Genomic DNA, 23,769 nt, shown 5'->3' with positions numbered 1-23,769 from the left:
GCGTCGTGCCCTCGATCAGACGGGCCGAAAGGCCTTCGGGCGATTCCTGACCCAGCAGGGCGCGGACGTTCGCGTTGTCGACCGTCAGCCATTCGCGGGTCTTGGACAGCCACCATTCCATGCGGACCTGCTCCAGACCCGGATAGACCGGACGCTCGGCGAACAAACCGCTCTGCACGCCCGCCAGGCGGCTGTCGGCGAACTCGGGCAGACGTTCGGCCGACGGCTTGCCGCGCTCCTGCGCACCGCGCACCAGCGTGCGCGCCCACAGGAACAGCTGCGAGCCGCCGCCGACCGGCGTGGTTCCGATCCCGGTGCCGCCTTCCAGCAGGGCATACGCCGGATAGCTTTCGCGCAGAACAGGCTGAATGCCCGTCAGCGTCGTCCAGGGATTGTCGGCGCCGACACCGGCCTCGGCGCGGCTGCGGAAGTCAGCTTCCGCCTCGGCCTTCATGCGCATGAAGTTGGCGTCGGTAAGGGCGCGCATGCGGCCCAGGCCGCGCTTGTAGGTGTTCTCGATAGAGACGATCGGATCCATCGCCTCGAACGCCTGACGCTCGCCTTCCTCGGAGTAGCGGATAAGGCGGCCGCGCAGTTCGGAGGCGATCAGTTGATCCATGGGCAGGACCACGTCCCGAACGCTGAACAGCTGGTCCTGCGTCAGCAGGCGCTGGGTCGCGCCGGGGCTGCCCGAGACGAAGACCGGCGTGCCCTCGACCGGGCGCGAGGCGTTCCACTTGAAGTGCGTCGGGGTCCTGGCCGGGGCGCCGTTCTCGTACAGGCGGATGAAGGCCGCATCGATGGCGAAGCGCGGGAAGCTGAAGTTGTCCAGATCGCCGCCGAACGTGGCCGCGCGATCCTCGGGCGCCCACGCCAGACGAACGTCGGAGTAGCGCTTGTAGGTGTACAGTTTGAACTGACCGCCCCGGTACAGGGTCACGACCTGACAGCGCTTGTCGGTGGCGTCGCCACACGCTTCCTGCTCGATGCGGCTGGCCTCGGCGTCACGGGCGCGGGTGAAGGCCTGACCCGTCAGGCCGGCGCCGGCGGCGTGCATGCGCTGGGTCACGTCGCTGATGTCGGTCAGGATTTCAGCCGTGCCGCCCGGGCATTTCAGCTCTTCCTCGCGGCTGCGCGGGGTGAAGCCGGTCTCGGCGTAGTTGGTTTCCTGCGTCGACAGGTTGGCCACGCAGGTGGCGACGCAGTGGTTGTTGGTCATCACCAGACCACTGGCGGACACCAGACCGGCCGAACAGCCGCCGAACTTCACCGACGACAACCGCACCCGGTCCAGCCAGGCCTGATCAATGTTGGTGCCCAGTGTCTGGTTGGCGCGCGCGATGGGGAAGTTGTCGAAGGTCCACATGCCTTCTTCAGCCCGGGCCAGGGTCGGGGCGGCGGACCCGGCGGCGAGGGTCAGAAGGGCGGCGACGATGGCGGGGGTGTAGCGCATGACAGAACTCCGGGCGGGCGACAGGGCGCCCCGTTGTTGCGCGGACCATGAAACCAGAAGGGGCCGCCCGGCAAGTGCGGACGGCCCCCTCGAAGGTACGACGATGTCGCGCCGGTCTTAGCGGCGGCGACGTTGCGGACGGTCGACGCCCAGTTCCTGAAGCAGGCGCGGGCTCGGATAGATGTTGCGCAGCGCTTCGGTGATCGCGGCGGTCGAGACCGAGACGGTGCGGTTCAGTTCACCGTCGTAGCCGAAAGAGCCGCCCAGCGAGTGGATGTTGCCGTCGAAGGCGGCGCCGATCACTTCACCGTTGGCGTTGATCACGGGCGAGCCCGAGTTGCCGCCGATGATGTCGTTGGTCGAGGTGAAGTCATAGACCGTGGCCTTGTTCACGCGGGCCTCGTTGTCGATGAACGCCTGGGCCGCGTTGAACGGCTCCGAACCGGTGGCCCGCTCGTACAGGCCGCCCATGTAGGTGAACGGCGGCACGGTCACGCCGCGGTAGGTCCAGCCCTGCACCTGGCCGTAAGACAGGCGCAGGCTGAAGGTGGCGTCCGGATACAGGTTGGTGCCGTAGACCGCGAAGCGGGCCTGAGCGACCTTCTCGGCGGCGCGGGCGGTGGGGGCGTTGACTTCGGCGTTCCAGCGGGCGCCGACGGCGGCGGCCGCGTCGTCGTTGGCCAGCACGAAGGCCAGCAGCGGATCGGCGGCGGCCAGCTGTTCGGCGGTCATGGTCAGGGCTTGGGCGCGGAAGGCCGGGTCGGCCAGCTTGGTGCCCGAGATCAGGCGGTCAGCCAACGCTTCCGGGCTTTCGCGTCCGAGCATGGCCTTCACCTGCGGATTGTCGACCGTCAGATACTCGCGGGTCTTCGACAGCCAGTAGCGCAGACGGATTTCTTCCATGTCCGTGTAGATCGGCGTTTCGGCCGAGATCGCGGCGGACATCCGGGCGCGCTGTTCAGCGGTCAGGTTGGTGTTCTTGGCCGCACGGACGATCGCGCGGGCGTAGGAATACAGCTGCGAACCGCCGCCGGCCGATTGCTCCAGCTGGCGGTAAGGCAGGTACAGGTCGCGGGCGACGCCCTGCACGCGCTCCAGATCGGCCCACGGATCGCCGATGCGCTGCACCAGCGAGGGGTCGGCGGCGACGCGGGCGCGCAGCTCGTTCTCTTCCTCACGCTTGCGGGCCATGAAGGCCGGGTCGGTCAGGGCGCCTTGCTGGCCGTAGTAGACCTTGAAGCTGTTCTCGAGGCCGAAGATGGGGTCGAACGAGACGCGCTTCGCCTCATCGCCGGTCAGCGAGTACTCGAGCAGGCGACCACGCAGTTCCGAGCTCTGGATCAGGGTGATCGGCAGTTGCTGATCGCGCAGGCGCTCCAGCTGGCTCATGGTCAGCAGGCGCGAGGTCGAACCGGGATTGCCCGACACGAAGGTTACGTCGCCTTCGGCCGGAGCGTTCGGGTTCCAGCGCAGATAGTTGTTGCCGACTTCAACCGGCTTGCCGTCCTCGTACGCGCGCAGGAAGGCGGCATCCAGAGCGTAGCGCGGGAAGTTGAAATTGTCGGGATCCCCCCCGAAGAAAGCGGCCTGATTTTCCGGCGCGAAGACCAGGCGGACGTCGTCGTACTTGCGGAACTTGTACAGGGCGTACTTACCGCCGCGGTAGAAGCTGATGACCTGACAGTTGAACTTCGCATCGCCGGCGCAGGCTTCCTGCTGGATCTTGTTGATCTCGGCCGAGCGGGCGGTGTTGAAGGCGGCGCCTTCGAGGCCCGCGCCGGCCGCCAGAACACGGTCGGTGACGTCCACGATCTCGGTCAGCACCTCGGCGGTCTGACCGGGGCAGCGGCGCTCCTCCTCACGGGTGGCCGACAGGAAACCGTTCTTCACCAGGTCTTCGCTGGGCGTCGACAGTTCCTGCGAGCAGCCGACGACGCAGTGCCAGTTGGTCAGGATCAGGCCTTCCGGCGAGACGAAGGAGGCCGAGCAGCCCTGGATGCGGACCGAGGCGTTGCGCACGCGGTCCAGCCACTGCTGGTCGATGCGGGTGCCGTAGCGCTGGTTCACCGTCGCGATGGGGAAGTTGTCATAGGTCCACATTCCTTCGTCCGCCCGGGCGGTGTCCGGCGCGGCCATGATGGCCATGACGCCGCCGACGGCGATGATGGACGCGGTCGCCTGAACGGCGGAACGCAACGAGCGGAACAGCATGAAGTGGTCTCCTCTGGGCTCGACCCTCTTCGCCGGCCCTCTTGGCGCGTACCTAGCGCCAGTCTCCGCCGGTCGTCCACGGTTTCCCGCGCGGGTCCTGCCTGAACGGTGATCGCCTTACCCCGATTTAACTTGGCCACAACCACAGGGGCGGTCACATAGCGACCAACGTCGGGGATACGTCACAGTTCATGTCGCTAGCACTCTCAACCCTCCTGTACGAATGGCGCCGCTACATGGCGGCTGTGATGGCGCTCGCGCTGTCGGGTCTGCTGGTGCTGGCGATGACCGGTGTCTTCATCGGCATCGGCAAGGGCTTCACCGCGACCATCGAGCGCTCCAGCGCCGACATCATCATCATGCAGCCGGGCGCCACCAGCCTGATCGGCGGACCGTCGGGCGTGCCGCGTCGCTTTATCCCCCTGGCCTATCGCAATCCGGCCGTGGTGGAGGTCCAGCCGCTGGACGGCGCGGGCGGTTCATTCCAGTCGGTGAAGAACGTCGATCCCACGATGTCCCAGGCCGATCGCGCCAAGATGGGCGCGCCCCGGCAGCAGTTTGTGCAGTCGATGGTCATCGACACCACGCCCGGCTCGGTGACCATTCCGACGGACTACTCGCAGGAACTGGTCGACGCCCTGCGTCAGCCCTACACCGTCGCCATCGACGAAACCGCGACCAGCAAGCTGGGCGTGAAGCTCGGCGACCGGGCGCTGTACAACGGGCAAACCGTCACCGTGGTGGGCATTACGCGTGGCTACCCGAACATGATGCAGGCCACCGTGATCATGTCGCGCGACACGCTGCGCATGGTCGGGCAGGCCGATACAGGACCGCGCGTCGGTCCGCTGATGGTCAAGCTGTCCGATCCCTCTCAGGCCCAGCGCGTGGCCGATGAGCTGAACGTCCAGGGCGACGGCCAGTGGAAGGCCTGGACCCGTCAGCAGCTGGCGGACGCCAACGCCGGCGCCATGTTCCAGGAAGGCATTCTGGTCATCATCATCGGCGGATGCGTGGTGCTGGGCACCATTATCGGCGTGGCCATCACCTGGCAGACCCTGCGCGGCGCCATCATGGCCAACATCAAGGAGTTCGCCTCGCTGCGCGCCCTTGGCGTCGGCATGGGCAGCCTGCGCCGCATCGTTATGGAGCTCAGCTTCTGGGTCGGTTGCGTCGGGGTGGTCGCGGCGATCTTCCTGACCTGGTTGATCTCGCTGTTCGCGATGGCCAACGCCGTCATCATCGCTCTTCCGTTCGGCCTGCTGCTGATCGTCGGCGGCGGTCTGATCATCATCGCCATGCTGTCCGGCCTGCTGTCGCTCGGCATTCTCAAGAACAGCCAACCTGCGGACCTGCTGCGATGACCGGCCATACCAAGGTTCACGGAAAGCACGGCGACTTCGCCATCGAGGCCAAGGGTCTGGTCAAGCGGTTCAAGTCGGGCAAAAGCTTTGTGCAGGTGCTGAAGGGCGTCGATTTCGACGCGCGCCACGGCGATCTGACCATGGTCATGGGGCCGTCGGGGTCGGGCAAATCGACCCTGATCGCCGCCCTGTCCGGCCTGCTGCGTCCCGAGGAGGGCCGTGTCGATGCACTGGACGTCGATGATCTGTGGAGCTTCTCCACGAGCAAGATCGACAGGTTCCGCCTCGATCATTGCGGCTTCATCTTCCAGGGGTTCAACCTGTTCCCGGCCCTGAGCGCCCTGCAGCAGGTCGAGATCGTGCTGAAGTTTCAGGGACTGTCCAAGGGCGATGCCAAGAAGCGCGCCCGGCTGGCGCTGGAGGAGGTCGGCCTCGGCCACCGCCTGCACCAGCGTCCGACCGCCCTTTCCGGTGGTGAGAAGCAGCGCGTGGCCATCGCCCGCGCCCTCGCCAAGGACCCGCACATCCTGTTCGCGGACGAGCCGACATCGGCGCTCGACGGCGAGAACGGTCAGGTGGTCATCCGCCTGCTGCGTCGCGCCGCCACCGAGCACGGCGCCGCGGTCATCTGCGTGACCCACGACCCGCGCCTCGAGGCCTGGGCCGACCGGGTCATCCACATCGAAGACGGCGTCATCACCAGTGACGAACGCCGAACCCCCAATCCTGACGCCGCCCTGGCGTCGCACTGAACGCCCTTTCCGGACCGAGAAACATTATGCGCTTCCTCAAAAACAAATGGCTCTGGATCGGCCTGGCGTGCGTCATCCTGATCGTGGTCGGGTTCCTCGTCCTGCAAGGTAACGCCAAGGCGAAGAAGGCCGAGGAAGAGAAGGCCGCCGCCGAGAAGGTTGAAAGCCCGTATGCCGCCATCGCAAACGGCAAGGTCGATATCGAGGGCGGCATCATCCAGATCGCGGCCCGTCGCGGCGGGGTCGTGCGCGAGGTGCTGGTGCAGGAAGGCGACCGTGTCGTCGCCGGACAGATTCTCGCCCGTCAGGAAGACGACGAGCCCCGCCTGGCCCTGCAGACCGCCAACGCCGATCTGGCCTCGGCCGAGAGCCAGTTGCGCCTGATCCAGGTCGACATCCGCGCCGCCCGTCGTGAGTACGAGCGCATGGAGCGTCTGGCCGCCACCAACTTCGTCGCGGCCCAACGCCTCGATCAGGCCCGCGACGCCATCGCCCAGGCCGAAGCCCGCCTCGGCTCGCAGCAGGCGACGGTCCAGACCGCGCGCGCCCGTCGCGATCAGGCCGCCTATGACGTCGAACTGACGATCATCCGTTCGCCCTCGGCCGGGCGCATCGTGCGCCGTTACGCCAACCCGGGCGCCGGCGCCTCGACCCTGAACGTGTCCAACATGTTTGATCTGGAGCCCGACGCGCCGCGTATCGCCCGCGCTGAAATCGTGGAAAGCGACATTCCGAACGTCGCCGACGGTCAGCAGGTCGAGATCACGCCGGAAGGTGATCCGTCCAAGGTCTATGTCGGTACGGTCATGCGTCGCGCCGCCGTCTTCGGCGCTCGCAAACTGGCCTCGGACGATCCCTCGCAGCGTTCGGACGAGCGCGTGGTGGAGGTCGTGGTTTCGGCCGGTGACGCGCCCCTGCTGATCGGTCAGCGCGTGCTGGTGAAGTTCATGAAGCCGGGCCAGACCGCCGGTGCGTCGCGCACGCCTTCGGTGGGCGTGCCGGCCAACCGCTCGATGCAGGCGCCCGCCCGTCAGGGCTGATGACTTCAGGGATCAGGCGTGCGTCGCGCGCGCCTGATCCTTCAGCCAGCGCATCAGGGTCCGCTCGGCGCTGTCCGGCTCTCCGCCGTTCCGGATCAGGGCCAGCGCCCCGTCGTTGGGAACGAAGCCGAACGGGGCGACCAGTCGTCCCGCGGCGATGTCATCCGCCACGATCATCCACGGCAGCACCGCCGCGCCCAGCCCCGCCAGGGCCGCGTCCAACACCACATGCTGATGCGGCAGGACCCGGCTGCGGCCTCCGGGCTGCGCCTGCCCGCTGAGTTCGCTCCATTCCGCCCAGGCGATTTCGCGGGTGCGCGTGATCAGCCGTGTCGACGTCATGATCGAGGCGGCCAGCGCCGGTGCGCAGACCGGTCCGACCCGGTTCTCCGCCAGAACCTCCAGCCCGGGTGTGTCGCGCATCGCCGCATCGACGTGCCTGAGCGCCAGATCGGCGCCCCTCTGCTTCAGCGCCCGGTTCTCCAGTTCGGTGATGTGCAGCACGATCTCGGGGTGGCGCGACTCAAGATCGGCCAGCCTTGGCACCAGCCATTTGACGGCCAGGCTGGGATGCACCGCCAGACGCAGTTCGCGGCGCTCCCGGATCCGTCCGACAGCGGCGGCCAGCTTGTCGAAGCCCTCGGTCAGCCCGGCCAAAAGCGTGCGCCCCTGCTCGGTCAGCCGCAGTCCGTGTTTCGGTCCCTCGAACAGGCGAACGCCCAGCGCCGCCTCCAGCGCCTTCACCTGACGGCTGACCGCGCTGTGGGTCACGTTCAGCTCCTGCGCCGCGCGGGTGGCGCTGCCGGTCCGCCCCATGGCCTCGAACGCCCTCAGTCCGTTAAGTGACGGCAGGCCGCTCCGGGGTGTGAGGTTTTCGAACATGGCAACGCGGATATGTCGCTTTCGCCGGACGAGCAATCCCGCGATCCAGCGCCATGTCCGTTCGCACCTTCCTCGTGGTTCCCATCCTCGGCCTTGGTCAGATGGTGGCCTTCGCCTCCAGCTACTACCTGCTCGGCGTGTTGGGGGAGCCGATGGCGCGCGCCTTCGATCTGCCCGCATCCGCCGTCTTCGCCGCCCTGTCCGTCGCCTTTCTGATCTCCGCGGCGCTGACCCCGTTCGGCGGGCGCTGGATCGAGCGGCGGGGCGGGCGGCGCGTGCTCGGCGCGGCGCATCTGGCTTTCACCGGAGCCCTTTCGCTGATCGCCTGCGCGCCGTCAGGAGCGGTCTTGCTGGCCGGGGTCGCCCTGCTGGGGCTGGGCATGTCCATCGGGATGTACGGCACGGCCTTCGCCCTGTTGGTCCAGATCCACGGGGCGGCGGCCCGGCGGCCGATCACCGCCGTGTCCCTGATCGGCGCGCTGGGCGGCGGTCTCGGCTGGCCGGTCAGTCGCATGGTGATCGAGGCCGCCGACTGGCGCACCGCCTGTCTGGTCTGGGCGACGGCCCATCTGCTGGTCTGCCTGCCGCTGACGGTGCTGCTGCTGCCCGGCCATCGAGCATCGGCTCCCTGTCCGAAGGCGGACCGGGCGCGGCCGGTCCTGTGGGACCGCCGGATGATCCAGATCGCGGGCGTCTTCGCGGGCGGCTGGATGGTCTCGACCGCCATGGGCGCACATCTGCCGCGTTTGCTCGGTGATCTGGGACTGAACCCGGTCCACGCGGCCTGGGCGGCGGGGCTGACGGCCGCCAGCGCGGTCGCGGCCCGCCTGTTCGATCTGCTCGTCCTGCACCGTTCGCATCCGGTGCTGACCGTCCGCATCGCGTCCCTGTTTCACCCTCTGGGAGCGGCGCTGGCCGTCGCGGGGGGTGCGCGTCTGGCGCCCTTGCTTGCGGTGGGGCAGGGGCTGGGCAACGGCATGCTTTCCGTGGCGTCCGGCGTTCTGCCGCTGCACGTTTTCGGCCCGGATCGGTACGCGGTCCGGCAGGCGCTGGTCCTGACCCCCGCGCGGTATCTGCAAGCGGTGGCCCCGGCGGCCTATGCGCTGGTGATCGACGTGTCGCCCGTGGCGGCGCTGACCCTGTCCAGCCTGATCTGCTTCGGCGTCTTCGCCCTCACCCTTGGCCTGGGGCCGGCGCGGGCGGGGCGTTAAGACTCTTCTCGGATAGCGGCGGTTTTTAATTTCTGTACAATCTTTGCGGGCGTCGTAATGTGCGCTCTCTCAAGCTTCACAGGAGAGACGCCGTGGCCTTCCCGACCTCAGTGAACGATCAGGTTACCGACGCGATCACCCAGAGCAATGTTAAGGTTCTGGGCGAGTCCCCTGCTGTCGCCATGGGTAATCTCTACCAGACCATGGCGCATTCCACCGGACTGGCGTTCGAGAACGCGGTCTCCAGCCAGAACCAGCAGGCGGTTCTGGCCCAGTCGGCCACCGTTCAGGGCGTGATGCAGATCTACAGCCTGGATGCGACCGCGGCTCCGGTCGCGCCCGCGGCTGACAAGCCCGCCTGACGGAGCCGGCCGATGCCGCCTCGCCGCCGCGCCGCGCCCGCTCCTGCCGGGGCGCCCGGACCCACGGACGCCGATCCGCCTCCGGACACGCCTGACGCCAGTGACATCCCTGACGCCCTTTCATCGGAAGACCCGACCATGGCCTATCCCACGTCCGTTAATTCCCAGATCACCGACGCCGTCACCCAGGCCAATGTGAAGGTCGTGGGCGAAGCCCCGGCCATGGCTCTGGGCTCACTGTACCAATCAGCCGCTCACTCGCTCGGGATCATGTTCGAGAACGCGGTCACCGCTCAGCAGAACCAGAACATCATGGCCCAGGCTGCGACGACCCAGGGTGTGATCGCCCTGTATCGGTCCAGCGGGCTCACGCCGCCGCCGTCGGCGGCTCCGCGTTCGGGCGAGGGCGCCGACGGTGCCTGACGCGAAGGCCTCCGCGGACGAGGCGATCCTTCAGGCCCTGCTCGCGTCGTCCGACCGGACCGGTGACGCCATGCTCCGGCTGGCGGCCACCCAGACGGCCTGTTTGGTGATCAGCGACGCGGCCGGCAGTCTGCGCCGGATGTCGATGGTGTTCGAGGCCGCGGCCACGGCCGCTCTCGTCCGTTCGCTGGAGCCCGGCGGCGGCTCAGTCGGCTCCGGAGCTCTGGATCAGGCCGAGCGCACCATGCGGGCGGCGCTGGACAGCTTCATCGCCACGACCGATGCGGCGCTCAGGGTCGCCAGAGTTCAGGCGTCTACCGCCCCCTGAACTCCGGCTTCCGCTTGTCCAGCACGGCGGCGATGCCCTCGGCATGGTCGTCGGTCAGGTGGGCCAGCGCCTGCATGGCGGCTGTCATCTCCAGAATCTGGTCAAAGGTCGCGTCGCGCCCCTGACGCAGCAGGGCCTTGGTCATACGCAGGGCGTGGGGCGCCTGCGCGGCGATTTCGCCTGCGGTCTTCATCGCCTCGTCCAGCAGGTCGGCGGCCGGGACCACCCGGTTGACCAAGCCCCAGTCATACGCCGTTCGTGCATCCACCGTGCGGCCCGTGAACAGCATCTCCGCCGCCCGGGCGTAGCCGACGTTGCGCGGCAGCAGCCAGGCGCCGCCGTCGCCCGGCAGAATGCCCAGCCGCAGGAAGGGCGCGCCGAACGACGCCTGTTCGGACGCGATGCGAATGTCGCCCAGCCCGGCGATGTCGCCACCCAGCCCCATCGCCGGCCCGTTCACCGCCGTCACCAGCGGAACTTCCAGCCCGTACAGGGCGCGCACGATCAGCTGCACTTCACGTCGATAGCTTTCGCGGATGTCCGGCCCTGTCCCGCCGAAGGCGCCCGACCGATCCCGCATGGCCTTCAGATCGCCGCCTGCCGAGAAAGCGCGCCCGGCGCCGGTCAGCACCACACAGCGCACCGCGCGGTCCGCGTTCACCGCCTCGCAGGCGCGGGCGAAGGCGGCGCCGTCGCCGGGATCGGGCAGGGCGTTCAGCCTGTCGGCGCGATTCAGCGTCCAAAGCTCGATCGGGCCGCGACGTTCGATATGGATCAGGGTCATGAGACGGTGGCGAGTGGCGAGCGGGTCAGGTCCCGGGTCTGACTCAGTAGTCGCTTGTCCGCCGCGGCCCAACCCGCAAACTCGCCACAAAGCAAAAGCCCCGGACCTTGCGGGCCGGGGCTTTCCTGTTCTTCGGATCCGGGTCTCGCCTTACCGGCGCGCCCTGTCGATCTTGATCGGCACGAAATTGGACGGGTGGCTGATCACGCGATCGCCGGCGCCGTTTGTGTGTTTCGTGTTCACGAGCATTCCGCCCCAGAGCGCAAAGCTCATCATGGCGTGCTGCAGGTTGCGGTCCTTATCGTTCATCTGTGATGTCTCCTTTCGTTGAACGATGAAAAGAGACACGTCGTGCTGATCGGGGGTCTCACCGTCATAGTCGTTTCGCGTCATGGTGAAGGTAGGATAATCATGCGCGGATTGCAAGTGTTTTTACTCCGGTAGCGGACCATATTTCTCGCAGATGTCATCAAACCCGTCCGACCTTCCCCGACAGCCTCAACGACCGGTCGCCACGCCCTGCGTGAAGGTCTGCATCGTCGACGGCCCGACGGGGCTGTGCTTGGGTTGCTATCGCACCCTGCAGGAGATCGGCGGCTGGAGCGCCCTGAGCGATGAACGCCGCGCGGAGATCATGACCCAGCTTTCGTCCCGCCGCTCGCGGATTGATCCGGCGAAGCTGGGGCCGGTCTGAGCTTAACCCCCTGTCCACCATCCTCCTTCACCGCATCCCAATCGCTCTGTGGGACAGAGGGGGCAGCCGCAGGAAGCGGCGGTAGTTGCGGGATGCGCGTCCTGATGCGTTTCGACCTGTCCTCTCTCGGTGTGCTGGGCCTCGCCGTCGCTTCGTCCCTGACCGTCCTGTGGTGGATGGATCAGAGCGGTCTGCGCAACGAGGCGCAGGCGGCCGAGTCCGCCGCGATCAGCGCCCCCGCCACCGGCGGTCCGGCGCAGGTTCTCAAGGAGCCGGACGGGCATTACTGGGCGGATGTCCGGATCGACGGCCGCGCCATCCACGCCATGGTCGACACCGGCGCCAGCGTCATGGTCCTGACCAAGGAGGACGCCGTGCGCCTGGGGCTCGGGCTGAAGCCGGATGACTTCGACGCAAAGCTTGTCACCGCCTCGGGGACGGTCGCCGCCGCCCCTGTGCGCCTGCGGTCCGTGTCCGTATCCGGCGCCCGTGTCGAGAATGTCGAGGCTCTGGTGGTGGCGGAGGGGCTGCCCCACTCGCTGCTCGGTATGAGCTATCTCGGCCGCCTGTCCAGCTTCACCGCCACTCCGGTCGCACTGACCCTGACGCCCTGATCTCTCTCTCAGATCGCCTTCAGGACCACCGACAGCGCCGTCCCGATCATGTAGAGGGCGAACACCTTGCGCAGCACCCGCTTGTCCAGCCGGTGCGCCAGCTTGGCGCCCCAAGGCGCGACCGCCGTGGTCAGCACGCCCATGATGATCGCGGCGGGGATGTTGATGTAGCCGAGACTGAACGGCGGACGCCCGGCGGCGCCCCAGCCGAACACCAGAAAGCCCAGCGCCGCCGCGCCGCCGATGGCCACGCCGAAGCCTGATGCGGTCGCCACCGCCTGATGGATCGGCCGTCCGCACAGGGTCATCACCAGCCCGCCGAAGCTGCCGCCGCCGATCCCCATCATGGCGGACAGGCCGCCGATGGCCGTGCCGACGATCCGGCGCAGCCAGCCGGTCGGCAGGTCCTTCGCCAGTGTGAACCGCTCGGGCAGCAGGCCGAGTTGCAGACCGATCAGGACCAGGCAGACGCCATAGACGATGGCCAGCCCCTCCATCGAGGCCACGCCCGCGATGCCTGCGCCGACCAGTCCGCCCAGCCCCACCCAGGGCGTCCAGCTTTTCAGCACCGCCTCATCGACGGCCCCGTGGCTGCGGTGCGCCCTCAATGACCTCAGCGACGTCGCGACGATGGTCAGCAGGGATGTGCCGACCGCGACGTGCAGGTTGCTTTCACCCCCGACGCCCAGCACCTCGAACGCATAGAACAGGGCCGGCACGATCACCGTCCCGCCGCCCACGCCGAACAGCCCGGCGACCACGCCGCCCGCCAATCCCGCCGCGGCCAGCGCCGCCAGCAGGATCAGGATTTCAGACAGGGGAAGGGCGGTCATGGTTGCGGTCTAGCTGCCCGCTGTGAGGACGAGAAGGGATTAGGGATTAGGGATTAGGGATTGGCGAAGTGGGCAGAATGAAAGCCTGACTGCTCGGTCAGCTAAATCCCTGGTCCCTAATCCCTAATCCCTCTCTTCAATCCGTCAGCCAGAACAGGTCCTCGACCTTCACATCCAGCGCCCGCGCGAGGCTCAGGGCGAGGATGGTGGACGGTATGAAGACGCCGTTCTCGACGGTGTTGACGGTCTTGCGCGACACCCCGGCCTTCTCGGCCAGTTCCGCCTGCGTCAGACCCGCCGCCTGCCGCGCCTCCTTGAGACGGGACGCCAGTCGGGGATCAGCCATCGTCTTCCATCTCTCGCTCGGCGCGGCGGTGCAGGGCGGCGAAGCGCATCGCCGCTGTCGCCGCGGCGATCCACAGCACCATCGGCAGCGCCACCACCGTCACGCGCGGGTTCCACAGGCCGACCAGATACAGACCCATCACCCCGACCAGCAGGACCCAGAAGGCCCGGATCATGGCGTCTGCGCGGTAGGTGCGGGTCAGTTCGTCCTCCAGTAGCCGCTTCTGCTTCCGCGAGCCGCCGTCCCAGCCCATGATCATCACCGGGATCAGAAGCACGTTCAGCACCGCCGCCGCGGCCAGAAACACGCCGCTCAAGCTCGGGTCCTCGCCGCTCAGCCACTCATCGGCCCGCGCCATGGCGATCACGGTGAGGCCCAGCATGGCCACCGGCAGGAAGTTGATCCGGGCCACCCAGTCGCGCTGCAACCGGTCCCGATAGCCGCCGCTTTGCGCCAGTCGCTTCTGCGCCTCGCCCGGGCGAAACGCGATCAGGCCGCCCAGCCCCGCGACTGCCACCACTGCTCCGACCACCGTAGCGACGGCCAGCAGGCGCGCGGGATCGAGACCGTCCTCATGCCAGAACAGGCCCGCCAGAACGGCCGAGAACATGCCCAGGCAGAAGATCGCGACCGCGATGCGGGAGCGAAGCTCGCGCCGCCGCTCCTGCGCCTTCCAGTCTGTTTCCGTCATGGTGTCGCCTCCCGTGTCACCTACGGGTTACATGTCACCTGTGGGTTACATGAGTCAAGCGGTCAGAGCAGCAGGGCGCCTTCGTGCCTGAGCAGCCAGGTCTTGCGCTCCAGCCCGCCCCCGAAGCCGACCATGGCGCCGTCCGCGCCGACGACCCGGTGGCAGGGCAGGACCACCGCGATCGGATTCCGGTTCAGGGCCACGCCCGCCGCCTGCGCCGCGCCCGGCTCGCCCGCGCGTCTGGCCATCTCGCCATAGCTGATCGTCAGTCCCGCCGGGATGTCCGCCAGCCCCCGCCAGACCCGCGCCTGAAATCCGTCCGCCGCGACCGCCCCGTCCAGCGACCACGGGATACACCCCAGCGCCGCCTGATCTCCCGCGAAATAAGCGTCCAGCCTCACCCGCATAGCCTCCGGCGTCTCTCCGTCAACCAGCGCGACGTCCGGGTATTCCCGCCGCATCACCTTGGCCAGCCCCTCGCCGAACGACACCCCGCGTAGCCGCCCCTCCGCATCGCAGGCCAGAGCCAGCGGGCCGACCGGGGAGGGCAGGGTGGAGACGGTCAGCAGCATCCTTGCATCCTGCCCCGAGTCCGCGATCATGGCTCGCGGCTTTCGGACCTTCACCCGGGGCGTAAGGCAACCATCGTCGGGCGGCGTCGTTTCCCCGACCCGAACAACGGTCGGAGATGACCTGATGCCTTCCGCCAAATATCTGTCCGCCATCGCCGCAGGCGCCGTCGTGCTGGCCGCCGCTCCGCTGGCCATGGCCCAGACACCCTACGGCTCCACCCAACAGCCGCAGTCGACCCAGCAGCAGGACGCCTTCGGGGCCATTCTGGGAGCCCTTTTCGGCGACCGTCTGGGCGTGTCCAGTTCGCTGGAGGCGGAGTGGAGCCGGGGCCGCCGTCCCCTGTCCAACCAGAGCGCCCAGTTCCAGACCCGGCTCGACACCGATGTCCGCGCCGGTCGTCTGTCCAGCAATGAGGCCCGCCGCCTGCGGGACGAGTATCAGGATTTGGTCGATCTCGAGGCCCGCTACACCGCCGACGGCCGGGTGACGACACAGGAGCGCGCCGATCTGGTCGCCCGGTATCGCGAGTTCTCCCAGCGCGTCGAAGCTGGCGGCTCGGACTATTCCTCGGGCCGCAGCAGCGTCGCGGACGGTCGCGCGGACTTCGAGGCGCGCGTCGATGCCGCCGTGCGCACCCGCCGCCTGACCCGCACCGAAGGGACCCGCCTGAAGGCCGACTATTCCGACCTGATCCGCGTCGAGGCCGGATATCTGCGTGACGGACGCCTGACCGCGACGGAGCGGGATGATCTCGACAGCCGCCTCGATGCGCTCGACGCCCGCGTCGGCGACGGCCCGATCGGCGGCGGGAACAGCGGCTACCTCGACAACCGCACCCGCCTGAACAACATCGACCGCGCCCTGTCGTCTTCCGGCCTCGGCAGCACGGTGCAGGCCCAGATCCGCGTCGAGCTGGGCGACCTGACCCGTCTCGAGGCCGCCTACAACCGCATCCAGCCGTCGTCGGACGACCGCGCCTATCTGGAGCGCCGGATCAGCGATCTGGAAACCCGCGCCCGTATTCGCCGCTAAAGCGCTGTCCTGCTGCCAACCTGCTGTCAGCAGGCCAACCTCGAAGGGGCGTGCGTCACTGGCGCGCGCCCCTTCCGCTGACTAGATTGCGTTCATGGCCCGTTCTCCCCGCTCGTCGACACAGATCACCCCCCAGGGGACGCGCAAACCCGAGCATGTGCGGTCCGAGGCGGCAGGAGTGTCAGAGGCCTCGGCGCCCTTCGTCTTCGACGCGGGCGCCAAGCCGAAACACATGCCGATGTTCGCCCCGGTCGCGGGCCCCCGCCTGACGCCCGAGGAAGCCCCGGGGAAGCCCGAGGGCTGGACGCCACACCGTCCGCAGCGGCCCGGCGACAAGAAGCGCGTCCCGTTCCGGCTGGAGACGAAATACACCCCCGCCGGCGACCAGCCCTCGGCCATCGCCGAACTGGTGGCCCAGGCGGAGGCGGGCGACCGCGATCAGGTGCTGCTGGGCGTCACCGGCTCGGGCAAGACCTTCACCATGGCCAAGGTCATTGAACAGACCCAGCGCCCGGCCCTGATCCTGGCCCACAACAAGACCCTGGCCGCCCAGCTCTATTCCGAGTTCAAGAGCTTCTTTCCGGACAACGCCGTCGAGTATTTCGTCTCGTACTACGACTACTACCAGCCGGAAGCTTATGTTCCAAAATCAGATACTTATATCGAAAAGGACTCTTCGATAAACGAGCAGATCGACCGGATGCGCCACTCGGCGACGCGGGCGGTCCTCGAGCGGGACGATGTCATCGTCGTGGCCTCGGTCAGCTGCATCTACGGCATCGGCTCGGTTGAGACCTATACGGCCATGACCTTCACCCTGAAGGTCGGGGACCAGATCGATGAGGCCAAGCTGCGGGCCGATCTGATCGCGCTGCAGTACAAGCGCAACGACGTGCATTTCGAGCGCGGCATGTTCCGCAAGCGGGGCGACACCCTCGAAATCTTCCCCGTCCACATGGAGGACCGCGCCTGGCGCATCCAGCTGTTCGGGGATGAGCTGGAATCCATCCAGGAGTTCGATCCGCTGACCGGAAAAAAGACGGCCGATCTGGAGGAGATCACCGTCTACGCCGCCAGCCACTACGTCACCCCGCGCCCGTCGCTCAATCAGGCCATGACCGGCATCAAGGCCGAGCTGAAGGAGACGCTCGACTGGATGAACGAGAACGGCAAGCTGCTGGAGGCCCAGCGCCTCGAACAGCGGGTCCGCTTCGATCTGGAGATGATGGAGGCCACCGGCTCCTGCGCCGGCATCGAGAACTACAGCCGCTGGCTGACCGGCCGCGCGCCGGGCGAGCCGCCGCCCACCTTCTTCGAATATATCCCCGACAACGCCCTGCTGTTCGTGGACGAAAGCCACGTCACCATCGGCCAGATCGGCGCCATGTACCGGGGCGACTACCGCCGCAAATCGACCCTCGCCGAGTACGGCTTCCGCCTGCCGTCATGCATCGACAACCGTCCGCTCAAGTTTGACGAATGGGACGCCATGCGGCCCCAGACCGTCCACGTCAGCGCCACCCCCGGCCAGTGGGAGCTGGCCCAGACCGGCGGCGTCTTCACCGAACAGGTCATCCGCCCCACCGGCCTGATCGACCCCCCGGTGGAAATCCGCCCGGTCAGCGGCGCCACCCGCAACCAGGTCGACGACGTCATCGACGAGGTCCGCCAGACGGCGGCCAAGGGCTACCGCTCCCTCGTCACCACCCTGACCAAGAAGATGGCCGAGGACCTGACGGAATACATGCATGAGCAGGGCATCCGCGTCCGCTACATGCACTCGGACGTCGACACCCTCGAACGCATCGAGATCCTGCGCGACTTGCGGCTGGGCTCATTCGACGTCCTGATCGGCATCAACCTGCTGCGCGAGGGCCTCGACATCCCCGAGTGCGGTCTGGTCGCCATCCTCGACGCCGACAAGGAGGGCTTCCTGCGCTCCGAAACCAGCCTGATCCAGACCATCGGCCGCGCGGCCCGGAATGTGGACGGCCGCGTCATCCTCTACGCCGACCGCATGACCGGCTCGATGGAGCGCGCCATCGCCGAGACCAACCGCCGGCGCGAGAAGCAGGAAGCCTACAACGCCGAACACGGCATCACGCCGGAATCGGTCAAGCGCGACATCAAGGAGATCATGGCCTCGCCCTATGAGACCCGCGAGATGGACCGCCTGACCCGTCCGGGCGTCGCCGAGGAGGCCAAGCCCTTCATCGGCTCCAACTTCCAGGCCGCCCTCAAGGACCTGGAAGGCCGCATGCGCAACGCCGCCGCCAACCTCGAGTTCGAGGAAGCCGCCCGCCTGCGCGACGAGATCAAGAAGATGAAGCTCCTCGACCTCGAATTCGCCAACGAAGCCCTGACCGGCGCGGGGGAAGAGGTCGACAAGGGCGCGCCGAAACGCTGGCGGGCCGAAGCGGCGGCGGAGAAGGCGGAGGCGTTCAGGAAGGGGCGGTGAGGGGGGCATGCCGCCTAAGGGCCATCTCAGATCACGCGCAGGTGATGGATCCGGAGTTCATCGGTGTGGCTGGGGCAGGCTAAACAGCCTCTACCTTAAGTCTGATGTTAGAGCACTTTCCAACGTTCTTGAACAACGGTGCGAGATAGGCGTCGGGATACTCGGCCTCAATAACTTGTTTTACGGCGTCGAAAGTCGTGTGAGCAGATTCAGCGACCGCTGTTTCGGAAATCGAATCTGCTTTCGCGATGTCATTTGATTTCGCCAATCGCCGCAGCGTGCAATGGGTCAGTAGTCGATTTCCGTGGACTACGATCCCGCGATCCACTGGTGAATCGGGGGAGTGATGAGCGCGAACGGCTTGGTCTATTCGGCGAGCAAGTTTGACTATACTCCAGAGTCGACTGGAGACTGTTCCACCGTTGAAAAGAGCTTTGTAGGGGGTTGATGTGATGTCGACATAGAGGCCGCCGACATACCCCTTAGCCAAGGCAACGTAGGAGATTTCGCTGCTCGCACATGCCAGTGTCGTGATTGCCTCGATGAATTCGAAGCTGTCCGCCACGCTATCGATCGGTTCGCCTTCACGATACTCGTATTCAACATTGTCGATCAAGAGTTCGGTGCGAATTCGCTCTTGTTCGGGGTCCAGTGCAACAAAGTTTCTAGCGTCGATCCTGTTCTGAGTGTTGGACGCGCGGGTAATGCTCTTCCCGATGTCAGATTCCGGATCGTCAACCGCGATGATCCTTACGAGAAGGGTGGCTGTTGAATCACCCGCCGGGAGCGTACGTCCGATGGTTCCGACGGTTTGAGCGCCATTCACTATGGTGATGTTCTTGCAATCGAATAGACCGACAGACCGGTCGTTCCCGCCAAAAGCTTGTTTTGTGTATCCTTCGACAATGATGGTTATGCCATTGTTGAAGTACCAGAAGTTTTCTGGATTCTCGCTAATTGTCTTTGCGATGCCAGAATTGACGTCTGACTTTATTCCGAGGAAGTGGCGAATGTTGCCGGAGAAAAGTTGATTTCCATATTGTTTGTACCACTGTGCAACGTCTTGAGCGGATACTTGTCCGTAGATCGCTTTTAATGGGCTCTCGACTATCCCGTAATGGGAAAGCTTTATGGTTAAATCAATATGTGGTGGAGCGGCTTCTTGCACAAAATACTGAAATAGCTCCTTCTGAGATATTGCTTGGAAGAAGAATAGTTCAGACGTGTCGTTCTGAGAGCCAACGAAGTCATCAATCTTTTCTTGGATGTCGGGATCAATCTTGGCTGATCCGGGGTAGGCGACGACAAGCCGAACACTGGTTAGCCGAGTGAGTGCATCCTCGATCGTGGGCCAGCGCTCCTGTATCTTGGTGTTGAACCGATCCTTCTTGAGCGAAACTAGATCTTGGACGCCCTGCAGGAATTTCAGAACCCCAGCGGAGTCGATCGAGCTGCCGTGAGAAGCGGACCACTTCGACTGGACGAGAAACAAAGTCCTCGTCTGCGGATCGTACAGGATTACATCTATCCCATTGTCGGTGCCGCCATCGACAACAGCCTGAACCGCTAGGTTCAGGTCCATATCGGACACTATGCGCGCGGCCGTGGCCGCGACAGCGCGCGAGAGGGCATGAGCCTCGCGTTGGTCAACCGGCTCTCCTTGGATGTCGGTCAAGTCCAGAAGCGGGATTACCGTTTCGGTGAGCTTGCTCTTGATTTGCGAGTGCTGGAGTTCCGCCATCTATTCTGCCGCCACCGCCGAGTTGTACGCATACGTTTTCCATGTCGGCGTATACGTTTCATCCGCCTGATTGCCCCAGACGGCCCAGTTGGGCCGCTGGCCGCGGGCGAACATCTCCAGATAAGGCCCCGGGCTGCAGGCCTCGATCAGTTCGTACTGTTCGTCGGGCTTGCGGCTGTGCTCGCGCTTGCGGGTCTGGATCATGTTGACCTGGCTGCGGCCGGGATCGAGCGTGCGGGCATTCTTGCCACGCGTGCCGAACAGGATGATCTCGGTCACATTGCGGAAATAGAAGCCGACGCCCCGGCCATCTGAGCCGCCGTCCTTGCGGATCTTGTGCCAGATCAGGTTGGATTTGTAGTTGAAGCCCCAAGCCTTCATGACCTCCAGTCCCTCGGGCAGGAGGGCGTTCGGCACCCACATGTAGAGGTGCGCCGTATCCTGTGCGACCTCGGCTACAGGCAGGTCGCAGATCGCCTGAAGATCCATGGTCGAGTAACGGTTTAGCCGCTTGTGCTCGGGCGCTACCTTGCCGGTGCGGTTCTGGAACTGCCACGGCGGGTCGGCGAGAATTGTGCGGAACTTCCGGCCACCGGCGAACGCGCGGAGGTTTTCATTCGGATCAGGGAATTCAGCGTCGTAGGCCATGAGTCACTCCGCACCCGAAACGAATCGGGTCGCACCTTACGGATGGTAACGCGGAACCGCGAAACCGCTCGCCTACGTATACGAGTTCTGACTTTGTTCCAGTCTTCAGTCGTTAGGCGGGTTATTATGCCGAGACACACCTTGGGGTGATGCCAAACACCAGCACCGGACAGGCTCCGTTGCGACCGGCGTTCAAACGATAGAGCAGTTTACCCATCCAGGTGGTGCTGGCGCCGTATTTCGCCCCTACCATTCGAGGCTGGCCGGACTTGGTGAACTCAGGCTGCCCGTTCTTGTCGAGGGACTGGCCTAGCGATTTGATGAACTCGGTCATCTCTGTCCCACCTCGCGTCACGAGGACGCCGACGTCAATCACGCCGGTCTGGGCGAAGGCCGAAAAGGCGTAGAGGTCACGGTCGAAGGTCTGGTCCTTGCTGTTCCATTCAAGGTCGAAGGCCACGCGACCTTTGACATAATCGACTTTGTGCCCATCCAGATACTTATCCCGGCGGATGATGCGTTTGGCAGGCTTGGTGATGGGCTTGCCCTTGCCGTCCACGCCCACCTGTTTGCGGGAGATCAGTTCGACGACAAGGTCCCCGCGAATGATCGTCTCTTCCCAACCGTGAGGACGAAGTGAGGCGGACAGCAATTTCGGCACCTCGGATTCGTTGCCGCCTGCCGTCCGGATGATCTCGCGCGTGATGACGAACTCGCGCAGCGCTGCGCACAGTTCCTCGAACTCCTTCGGGTGACTTTCAGCGAGGATCGTAGCAGCGCTGCGATAGCTGTAGACCTCATACTTCTGACGAAGGTCCTTCGGGATTTTCTTGTCCACGAGCCATTGCGGATCGGCGGCCTCGCCGGGAGCGAGGGCGACCTCGTCGCGCGAAACCTCTTCCTCAAAATTGCTCTCTTCGCTCATGCGCGAAACCTGTACCGGATTCCCGTTCTGCGGCAACGCTGGTTTTGCCACTGGAACTCCCGGTCTGCGCCGCTGCGCGGCTCGCCGGAGGATGACGAAAGCAGGGGAAGGGCGCTCATCCAGCCCTCCCCACCCGGCCCCCCTTCCCGGGGCGGGGAGGGAGAGGTGGAGCTCCTCTGTCTTCGACCGAGCCGCCCTCTCCTGACCGCTGCGCGGTCTGTCCTCTCCATTCGCTTGGGGGCGAATGGAGAGGTGAGCGGCGGGCGGCCGCTCCCCACCCGGTCGCTGCGCGACAGCCACCCTCCCCATGAGGGGAGGGAGAACCATACGACCAAATTTGACGTACCGCCGGTCTATCCTTCGCGCATGGACTGGAGCGATCAGAAAATCCGTTCGGATGAGAGCTGGGACGAGATCCGGCGGTGCTGGGAGGCCGGGGAGACCGGGGCGTCGCTGGCGCGGCGGTATCAGGTGGGGCTGGCCAACCTGTGGCGGCGGCGGGCGTCGGAGAGCTGGCGGCGGCCGGAGCGGGTGGATGCGAAGCCGGAGCCGGTGGAGGGCTGGGACCGGTGGGCGCGGGCGCGGCTGGAGGAGTTCGAACTGAGGCTGGCGGAGCAGCGGGCGCTGGCGATGACCCTGGCCGAGGCGATGACGGGGGCGGGGCCGCCGGTGGGCACGCCCCTGTGGCATGTCGGCTTTGTGCTGGAGTGGCGGGCCGAACACCTGGGCGCCGAGGCGGCGGCGAAGGATCGGGCGTGGCTGATGGAGAAACACCCGTGGGCGGAGGGGTTCTGGGATGAGGAGGGCCGCCTGCGGCGGGCCGGCTATGTGGACATGCTCATTCTGATGGCCAACCGCGCGGCGTGGCGGGAGGAGACGGGCGTGCCGGACGGAGTGGCGGAGGATGTGCCATAGGGGCCGGTTCACCTCTCCATCGCCCCTTCAAGGCGATGGGGAGGACAGATCGGCGCGCAAGCGACGATCAGGTGGGGGCGGCTCCATCAGGGCCGGAGAGGTCTCGAACACCGGTGTCGGCGGCTGATCGTCCGACGCCTGCGCCGCCCTCTCCTGATCGGCGAAGACGCCGATCTGTCCTCTCCATTCCCTTGAGGGCGAATGGAGAGGTGAAACGGTCCGCGGCCCAAACAAAAAGGCGCGGCTGCCGAAGCTGCCGCGCCCTTCCGTTTCGACATGGATGTCGGTCCTTAGAGGACCTTCAGGTCCACGGCCGAGGTCTTGCCGCGCTGGGATTCCAGCTCGTATTCGACCTTGGCGTTTTCATCGAGGCCCGCGAGGCCAGCCTTTTGCACCGCGGTGATGTGGACGAACACGTCCTGACCGCCGCCATCAGGCTGGATGAAGCCATAACCCTTGGTCGGGTTGAACCACTTGACCGTACCGGTCGCCATTGTGCGTCTCCGTAAACGCGCTTTTCCAGGCGGATGCCCCTGCGGGGAATCCGTCAGCCCATCTGGACAAGCTCGTTCAGTAGAAGGAGCGCTGCACGGGGATGGAGACCGCGCGAAATCCGGACTGCGGGCGAAGTTCTCACCCGCAAAACAGCGGCGGTCAACAGCAAAGCGATTCACTCGCAAGGCGAAAAGGGTAAGCGAGGCCTTACCTTCCCTAGCGGCAGAGGCCGCGTTCGGCTCCGTCGAGGTGCAGGTGGTCGCGGTGGGCCTCGTTGTAGTCGGGGCTCAGGACGGTGGAGAAGACGCGGCAGGCCCCGTCGCGCAGGCGTTTCAGGAAGCGGGCGCGGGTGTCGGCCTCGGGACCGTCTCCGGCCCAGTCATCGGCGATGGAGACGCGGCGGCCGTCCTCGAGGGTGACGCCCGCGACATCAAGGGCGTTGGCGCGGGCGTGCTCGCTGGGCCGGTCGTCCGGACGGTCGGAGTTGTAGATGCGGCGGCAGGAATAGGAGCCGTAGTTGTCGACGCGGGCGACCTTGCTGCCGAAGGTCTCCTGGGCGGCGGGCTGGAGCACCTGCCGGTCCCAGATGACGTAGCGGACGGCCAGCGGGCACTGCATGACGAGCCCGCCGGGCGCCAGGGGGGTGATGTCGCCGCCGGTGAGGTGCACGGCGCCCTGAACGACGCAGAAGCCGCCGTCGTCGCGGTCCTCGGCCCGTTCGACCCGCACCCCCGCCTCGCGCAGGATGCGCATGCAGGCGTCGGTGACGGCGGTCACTTCCTCGGGCGCGGACAGACGGGTGACCTCGAAGTCGCTGACCTTGGCGGCGGTGGCCTGACCGATCGGGTGGTTCAGGTCCAGCGGCTTCCACGGCAGATCCTGATGCGGGGCGAAGGCGTTGAGCAGGGCGAAGGCCGCGCAGACGCCCAGCGCGGCCTCCCACAACAGGTTCCAGAAATCGGCGAAGTCGCGCTTCATGCCGGGACAGGGTTAA

26 protein-coding genes are annotated in these 23,769 nt (G+C 66.2%); 12 read left to right on the top strand and 14 right to left on the bottom strand.

What is annotated here, in order from left to right; translation table 11 throughout:
* Together ACODRV_RS14270 and ACODRV_RS14265 are read right to left on the bottom strand one after the other, a co-directional pair.
* Positions 1-1,453 (bottom strand): S46 family peptidase (locus ACODRV_RS14270; RefSeq protein ID WP_488908755.1); only part of this gene is annotated, 1,453 nt, incomplete at its 3' end.
* A gap of 117 nt (positions 1,454-1,570) precedes the next feature.
* The gene (locus ACODRV_RS14265; RefSeq protein WP_488908754.1) at positions 1,571-3,664 is read right to left on the bottom strand and encodes a S46 family peptidase; all 2,094 of its coding nucleotides are present in this window, start codon (positions 3,662-3,664) and stop codon (positions 1,571-1,573) included.
* A gap of 191 nt (positions 3,665-3,855) precedes the next feature.
* Here ACODRV_RS14265 and ACODRV_RS14260 point away from each other — a divergent pair, with 191 nt between their 5' ends.
* Genes ACODRV_RS14260 through ACODRV_RS14250 form a run of 3 tightly spaced genes read left to right on the top strand, consistent with a single transcriptional unit; the run spans position 3,856 to position 6,820 of the window.
* Complete coding sequence (locus tag ACODRV_RS14260; protein WP_141627612.1) at positions 3,856-5,028, top strand: ABC transporter permease; 1,173 nt, start codon at positions 3,856-3,858, stop codon at positions 5,026-5,028.
* Entirely contained in the window at positions 5,025-5,780 is a 756-nt protein-coding gene (locus ACODRV_RS14255; RefSeq protein WP_141627611.1) for an ABC transporter ATP-binding protein, read from the top strand. Before ACODRV_RS14260 ends, ACODRV_RS14255 begins: the two co-directional genes overlap by 4 nt.
* A 23-nt stretch (positions 5,781-5,803) precedes the next feature.
* Positions 5,804-6,820, top strand: a complete 1,017-nt coding sequence (locus tag ACODRV_RS14250) for an HlyD family secretion protein (RefSeq protein ID WP_141627610.1) — start codon at positions 5,804-5,806, stop codon at positions 6,818-6,820.
* Positions 6,821-6,832: 12 nt separating this feature from the next.
* Here the strand turns inward: ACODRV_RS14250 and ACODRV_RS14245 are convergent, their stop codons facing one another.
* Positions 6,833-7,702 carry a LysR substrate-binding domain-containing protein gene (locus ACODRV_RS14245; protein WP_240811655.1) on the bottom strand — a complete coding sequence of 290 codons (870 nt, stop codon included), beginning with the start codon at positions 7,700-7,702 and terminating at the stop codon, positions 6,833-6,835.
* Positions 7,703-7,755: 53 nt separating this feature from the next.
* Here ACODRV_RS14245 and ACODRV_RS14240 point away from each other — a divergent pair, with 53 nt between their 5' ends.
* The 4 genes from ACODRV_RS14240 (at position 7,756) to ACODRV_RS14225 (ending at position 10,026) form a co-directional block, all read left to right on the top strand.
* A complete protein-coding gene (locus tag ACODRV_RS14240; protein WP_141627609.1) occupies positions 7,756-8,913 on the top strand; it encodes an MFS transporter in 1,158 nt (385 codons plus the stop codon).
* Between the two features lie 92 nt (positions 8,914-9,005).
* Positions 9,006-9,275: a RebB family R body protein gene (locus tag ACODRV_RS14235; RefSeq protein WP_141627608.1), complete on the top strand. Its 270-nt coding sequence runs from the start codon at positions 9,006-9,008 to the stop codon at positions 9,273-9,275.
* A 12-nt stretch (positions 9,276-9,287) separates the two neighbouring features.
* Positions 9,288-9,698 (top strand): RebB family R body protein, encoded by a 411-nt coding sequence (locus tag ACODRV_RS14230; protein WP_488908753.1) that lies wholly within the window; start codon positions 9,288-9,290, stop codon positions 9,696-9,698.
* The gene (locus tag ACODRV_RS14225) at positions 9,691-10,026 is read left to right on the top strand and encodes a hypothetical protein (protein WP_141627607.1); all 336 of its coding nucleotides are present in this window, start codon (positions 9,691-9,693) and stop codon (positions 10,024-10,026) included. Before ACODRV_RS14230 ends, ACODRV_RS14225 begins: the two co-directional genes overlap by 8 nt.
* Here the strand turns inward: ACODRV_RS14225 and ACODRV_RS14220 are convergent.
* Both ACODRV_RS14220 and ACODRV_RS14215 read right to left on the bottom strand, forming a co-directional pair.
* Entirely contained in the window at positions 10,013-10,810 is a 798-nt protein-coding gene (locus ACODRV_RS14220) for a crotonase/enoyl-CoA hydratase family protein (protein WP_141627606.1), read from the bottom strand. The genes ACODRV_RS14225 and ACODRV_RS14220 overlap by 14 nt on opposite strands.
* Positions 10,811-10,960: 150 nt before the next feature.
* Positions 10,961-11,119 carry a hypothetical protein gene (locus ACODRV_RS14215; RefSeq protein ID WP_168196861.1) on the bottom strand — a complete coding sequence of 53 codons (159 nt, stop codon included), beginning with the start codon at positions 11,117-11,119 and terminating at the stop codon, positions 10,961-10,963.
* A gap of 214 nt (positions 11,120-11,333) precedes the next feature.
* On the opposite strand from ACODRV_RS14215, the gene ACODRV_RS14210 reads away from it, so the two are divergent.
* Positions 11,334-11,504 (top strand): DUF1289 domain-containing protein, encoded by a 171-nt coding sequence (locus ACODRV_RS14210; RefSeq protein ID WP_488908752.1) that lies wholly within the window; start codon positions 11,334-11,336, stop codon positions 11,502-11,504.
* A 92-nt stretch (positions 11,505-11,596) separates the two neighbouring features.
* Positions 11,597-12,118, top strand: coding sequence for a retropepsin-like aspartic protease family protein (locus tag ACODRV_RS14205; protein ID WP_488908751.1), 522 nt, complete (start codon positions 11,597-11,599; stop codon positions 12,116-12,118).
* A gap of 8 nt (positions 12,119-12,126) precedes the next feature.
* On the opposite strand, the gene ACODRV_RS14200 is transcribed toward ACODRV_RS14205, so the two are convergent.
* From ACODRV_RS14200 to ACODRV_RS14185, 4 genes are all read right to left on the bottom strand, one after another.
* Positions 12,127-12,951 carry a sulfite exporter TauE/SafE family protein gene (locus ACODRV_RS14200; RefSeq protein ID WP_488908750.1) on the bottom strand — a complete coding sequence of 275 codons (825 nt, stop codon included), beginning with the start codon at positions 12,949-12,951 and terminating at the stop codon, positions 12,127-12,129.
* Positions 12,952-13,087: 136 nt separating this feature from the next.
* Positions 13,088-13,297, bottom strand: a complete 210-nt coding sequence (locus ACODRV_RS14195; RefSeq protein ID WP_141627603.1) for a helix-turn-helix transcriptional regulator — start codon at positions 13,295-13,297, stop codon at positions 13,088-13,090.
* Positions 13,290-13,988 carry a hypothetical protein gene (locus ACODRV_RS14190; protein ID WP_488908749.1) on the bottom strand — a complete coding sequence of 233 codons (699 nt, stop codon included), beginning with the start codon at positions 13,986-13,988 and terminating at the stop codon, positions 13,290-13,292. Before ACODRV_RS14190 ends, ACODRV_RS14195 begins: the two co-directional genes overlap by 8 nt.
* A gap of 62 nt (positions 13,989-14,050) precedes the next feature.
* On the bottom strand, positions 14,051-14,560 hold the full coding sequence (locus ACODRV_RS14185; protein WP_141628370.1) for a methylated-DNA--[protein]-cysteine S-methyltransferase: 510 nt from the start codon (positions 14,558-14,560) through the stop codon (positions 14,051-14,053).
* 124 nt (positions 14,561-14,684) lie between these two features.
* On the opposite strand from ACODRV_RS14185, the gene ACODRV_RS14180 reads away from it, so the two are divergent.
* Positions 14,685-15,593, top strand: coding sequence for a hypothetical protein (locus tag ACODRV_RS14180; RefSeq protein ID WP_488908748.1), 909 nt, complete (start codon positions 14,685-14,687; stop codon positions 15,591-15,593).
* 94 nt (positions 15,594-15,687) lie between these two features.
* Positions 15,688-18,051, top strand: coding sequence for an excinuclease ABC subunit UvrB (uvrB, locus tag ACODRV_RS14175; protein ID WP_488908747.1), 2,364 nt, complete (start codon positions 15,688-15,690; stop codon positions 18,049-18,051).
* Between the two features lie 79 nt (positions 18,052-18,130).
* Here the strand turns inward: uvrB and ACODRV_RS14170 are convergent, their stop codons facing one another.
* The 3 genes from ACODRV_RS14170 to ACODRV_RS14160 form a co-directional block, all read right to left on the bottom strand.
* A complete protein-coding gene (locus ACODRV_RS14170; protein WP_488908746.1) occupies positions 18,131-19,792 on the bottom strand; it encodes an AIPR family protein in 1,662 nt (553 codons plus the stop codon).
* On the bottom strand, positions 19,793-20,440 hold the full coding sequence (locus ACODRV_RS14165; protein ID WP_488908745.1) for an MT-A70 family methyltransferase: 648 nt from the start codon (positions 20,438-20,440) through the stop codon (positions 19,793-19,795).
* 124 nt (positions 20,441-20,564) lie between these two features.
* On the bottom strand, positions 20,565-21,365 hold the full coding sequence (locus ACODRV_RS14160) for a BglII/BstYI family type II restriction endonuclease (protein ID WP_488908744.1): 801 nt from the start codon (positions 21,363-21,365) through the stop codon (positions 20,565-20,567).
* 366 nt (positions 21,366-21,731) lie between these two features.
* On the opposite strand from ACODRV_RS14160, the gene ACODRV_RS14155 reads away from it, so the two are divergent.
* A complete protein-coding gene (locus tag ACODRV_RS14155; protein ID WP_488908743.1) occupies positions 21,732-22,280 on the top strand; it encodes a hypothetical protein in 549 nt (182 codons plus the stop codon).
* Positions 22,281-22,570: 290 nt separating this feature from the next.
* Here the strand turns inward: ACODRV_RS14155 and ACODRV_RS14150 are convergent, their stop codons facing one another.
* Entirely contained in the window at positions 22,571-22,774 is a 204-nt protein-coding gene (locus ACODRV_RS14150; protein ID WP_141627597.1) for a cold-shock protein, read from the bottom strand.
* Positions 22,775-22,991: 217 nt separating this feature from the next.
* Positions 22,992-23,753: an extensin-like domain-containing protein gene (locus ACODRV_RS14145; protein ID WP_488908742.1), complete on the bottom strand. Its 762-nt coding sequence runs from the start codon at positions 23,751-23,753 to the stop codon at positions 22,992-22,994.
* Positions 23,754-23,769 lie beyond the last annotated feature (16 nt).

Source organism: Brevundimonas sp. FG8 (assembly GCF_057808845.1).
The sequence above is the reverse complement of the archived record's forward strand: the minus strand, read 5'-3'. Positions and strand labels throughout refer to the sequence as shown.

Bases quoted from the DNA above. Each gene is read 5' to 3' on its own strand.
- ACODRV_RS14185 (WP_141628370.1), bottom strand. From the start codon at position 14,560: ATGCTGCTGACCGTCTCCACCCTGCCCTCCCCGGTCGGCCCGCTGGCT.
- ACODRV_RS14205 (WP_488908751.1), top strand. From the start codon at position 11,597: ATGCGCGTCCTGATGCGTTTCGACCTGTCCTCTCTCGGTGTGCTGGGC.
- ACODRV_RS14260 (WP_141627612.1), top strand. From the start codon at position 3,856: ATGTCGCTAGCACTCTCAACCCTCCTGTACGAATGGCGCCGCTACATG.
- ACODRV_RS14220 (WP_141627606.1), bottom strand. From the start codon at position 10,810: ATGACCCTGATCCATATCGAACGTCGCGGCCCGATCGAGCTTTGGACG.
- ACODRV_RS14240 (WP_141627609.1), top strand. From the start codon at position 7,756: ATGTCCGTTCGCACCTTCCTCGTGGTTCCCATCCTCGGCCTTGGTCAG.
- ACODRV_RS14170 (WP_488908746.1), bottom strand. From the start codon at position 19,792: ATGGCGGAACTCCAGCACTCGCAAATCAAGAGCAAGCTCACCGAAACG.
- uvrB (WP_488908747.1), top strand. From the start codon at position 15,688: ATGGCCCGTTCTCCCCGCTCGTCGACACAGATCACCCCCCAGGGGACG.
- ACODRV_RS14155 (WP_488908743.1), top strand. From the start codon at position 21,732: ATGGACTGGAGCGATCAGAAAATCCGTTCGGATGAGAGCTGGGACGAG.
- ACODRV_RS14265 (WP_488908754.1), bottom strand. From the start codon at position 3,664: ATGCTGTTCCGCTCGTTGCGTTCCGCCGTTCAGGCGACCGCGTCCATC.
- ACODRV_RS14200 (WP_488908750.1), bottom strand. From the start codon at position 12,951: ATGACCGCCCTTCCCCTGTCTGAAATCCTGATCCTGCTGGCGGCGCTG.
- ACODRV_RS14165 (WP_488908745.1), bottom strand. From the start codon at position 20,440: ATGGCCTACGACGCTGAATTCCCTGATCCGAATGAAAACCTCCGCGCG.
- ACODRV_RS14195 (WP_141627603.1), bottom strand. From the start codon at position 13,297: ATGGCTGATCCCCGACTGGCGTCCCGTCTCAAGGAGGCGCGGCAGGCG.
- ACODRV_RS14145 (WP_488908742.1), bottom strand. From the start codon at position 23,753: ATGAAGCGCGACTTCGCCGATTTCTGGAACCTGTTGTGGGAGGCCGCG.
- ACODRV_RS14255 (WP_141627611.1), top strand. From the start codon at position 5,025: ATGACCGGCCATACCAAGGTTCACGGAAAGCACGGCGACTTCGCCATC.
- ACODRV_RS14190 (WP_488908749.1), bottom strand. From the start codon at position 13,988: ATGACGGAAACAGACTGGAAGGCGCAGGAGCGGCGGCGCGAGCTTCGC.
- ACODRV_RS14150 (WP_141627597.1), bottom strand. From the start codon at position 22,774: ATGGCGACCGGTACGGTCAAGTGGTTCAACCCGACCAAGGGTTATGGC.
- ACODRV_RS14230 (WP_488908753.1), top strand. From the start codon at position 9,288: ATGCCGCCTCGCCGCCGCGCCGCGCCCGCTCCTGCCGGGGCGCCCGGA.
- ACODRV_RS14215 (WP_168196861.1), bottom strand. From the start codon at position 11,119: ATGAACGATAAGGACCGCAACCTGCAGCACGCCATGATGAGCTTTGCG.
- ACODRV_RS14160 (WP_488908744.1), bottom strand. From the start codon at position 21,365: ATGAGCGAAGAGAGCAATTTTGAGGAAGAGGTTTCGCGCGACGAGGTC.
- ACODRV_RS14180 (WP_488908748.1), top strand. From the start codon at position 14,685: ATGCCTTCCGCCAAATATCTGTCCGCCATCGCCGCAGGCGCCGTCGTG.
- ACODRV_RS14245 (WP_240811655.1), bottom strand. From the start codon at position 7,702: ATGTTCGAAAACCTCACACCCCGGAGCGGCCTGCCGTCACTTAACGGA.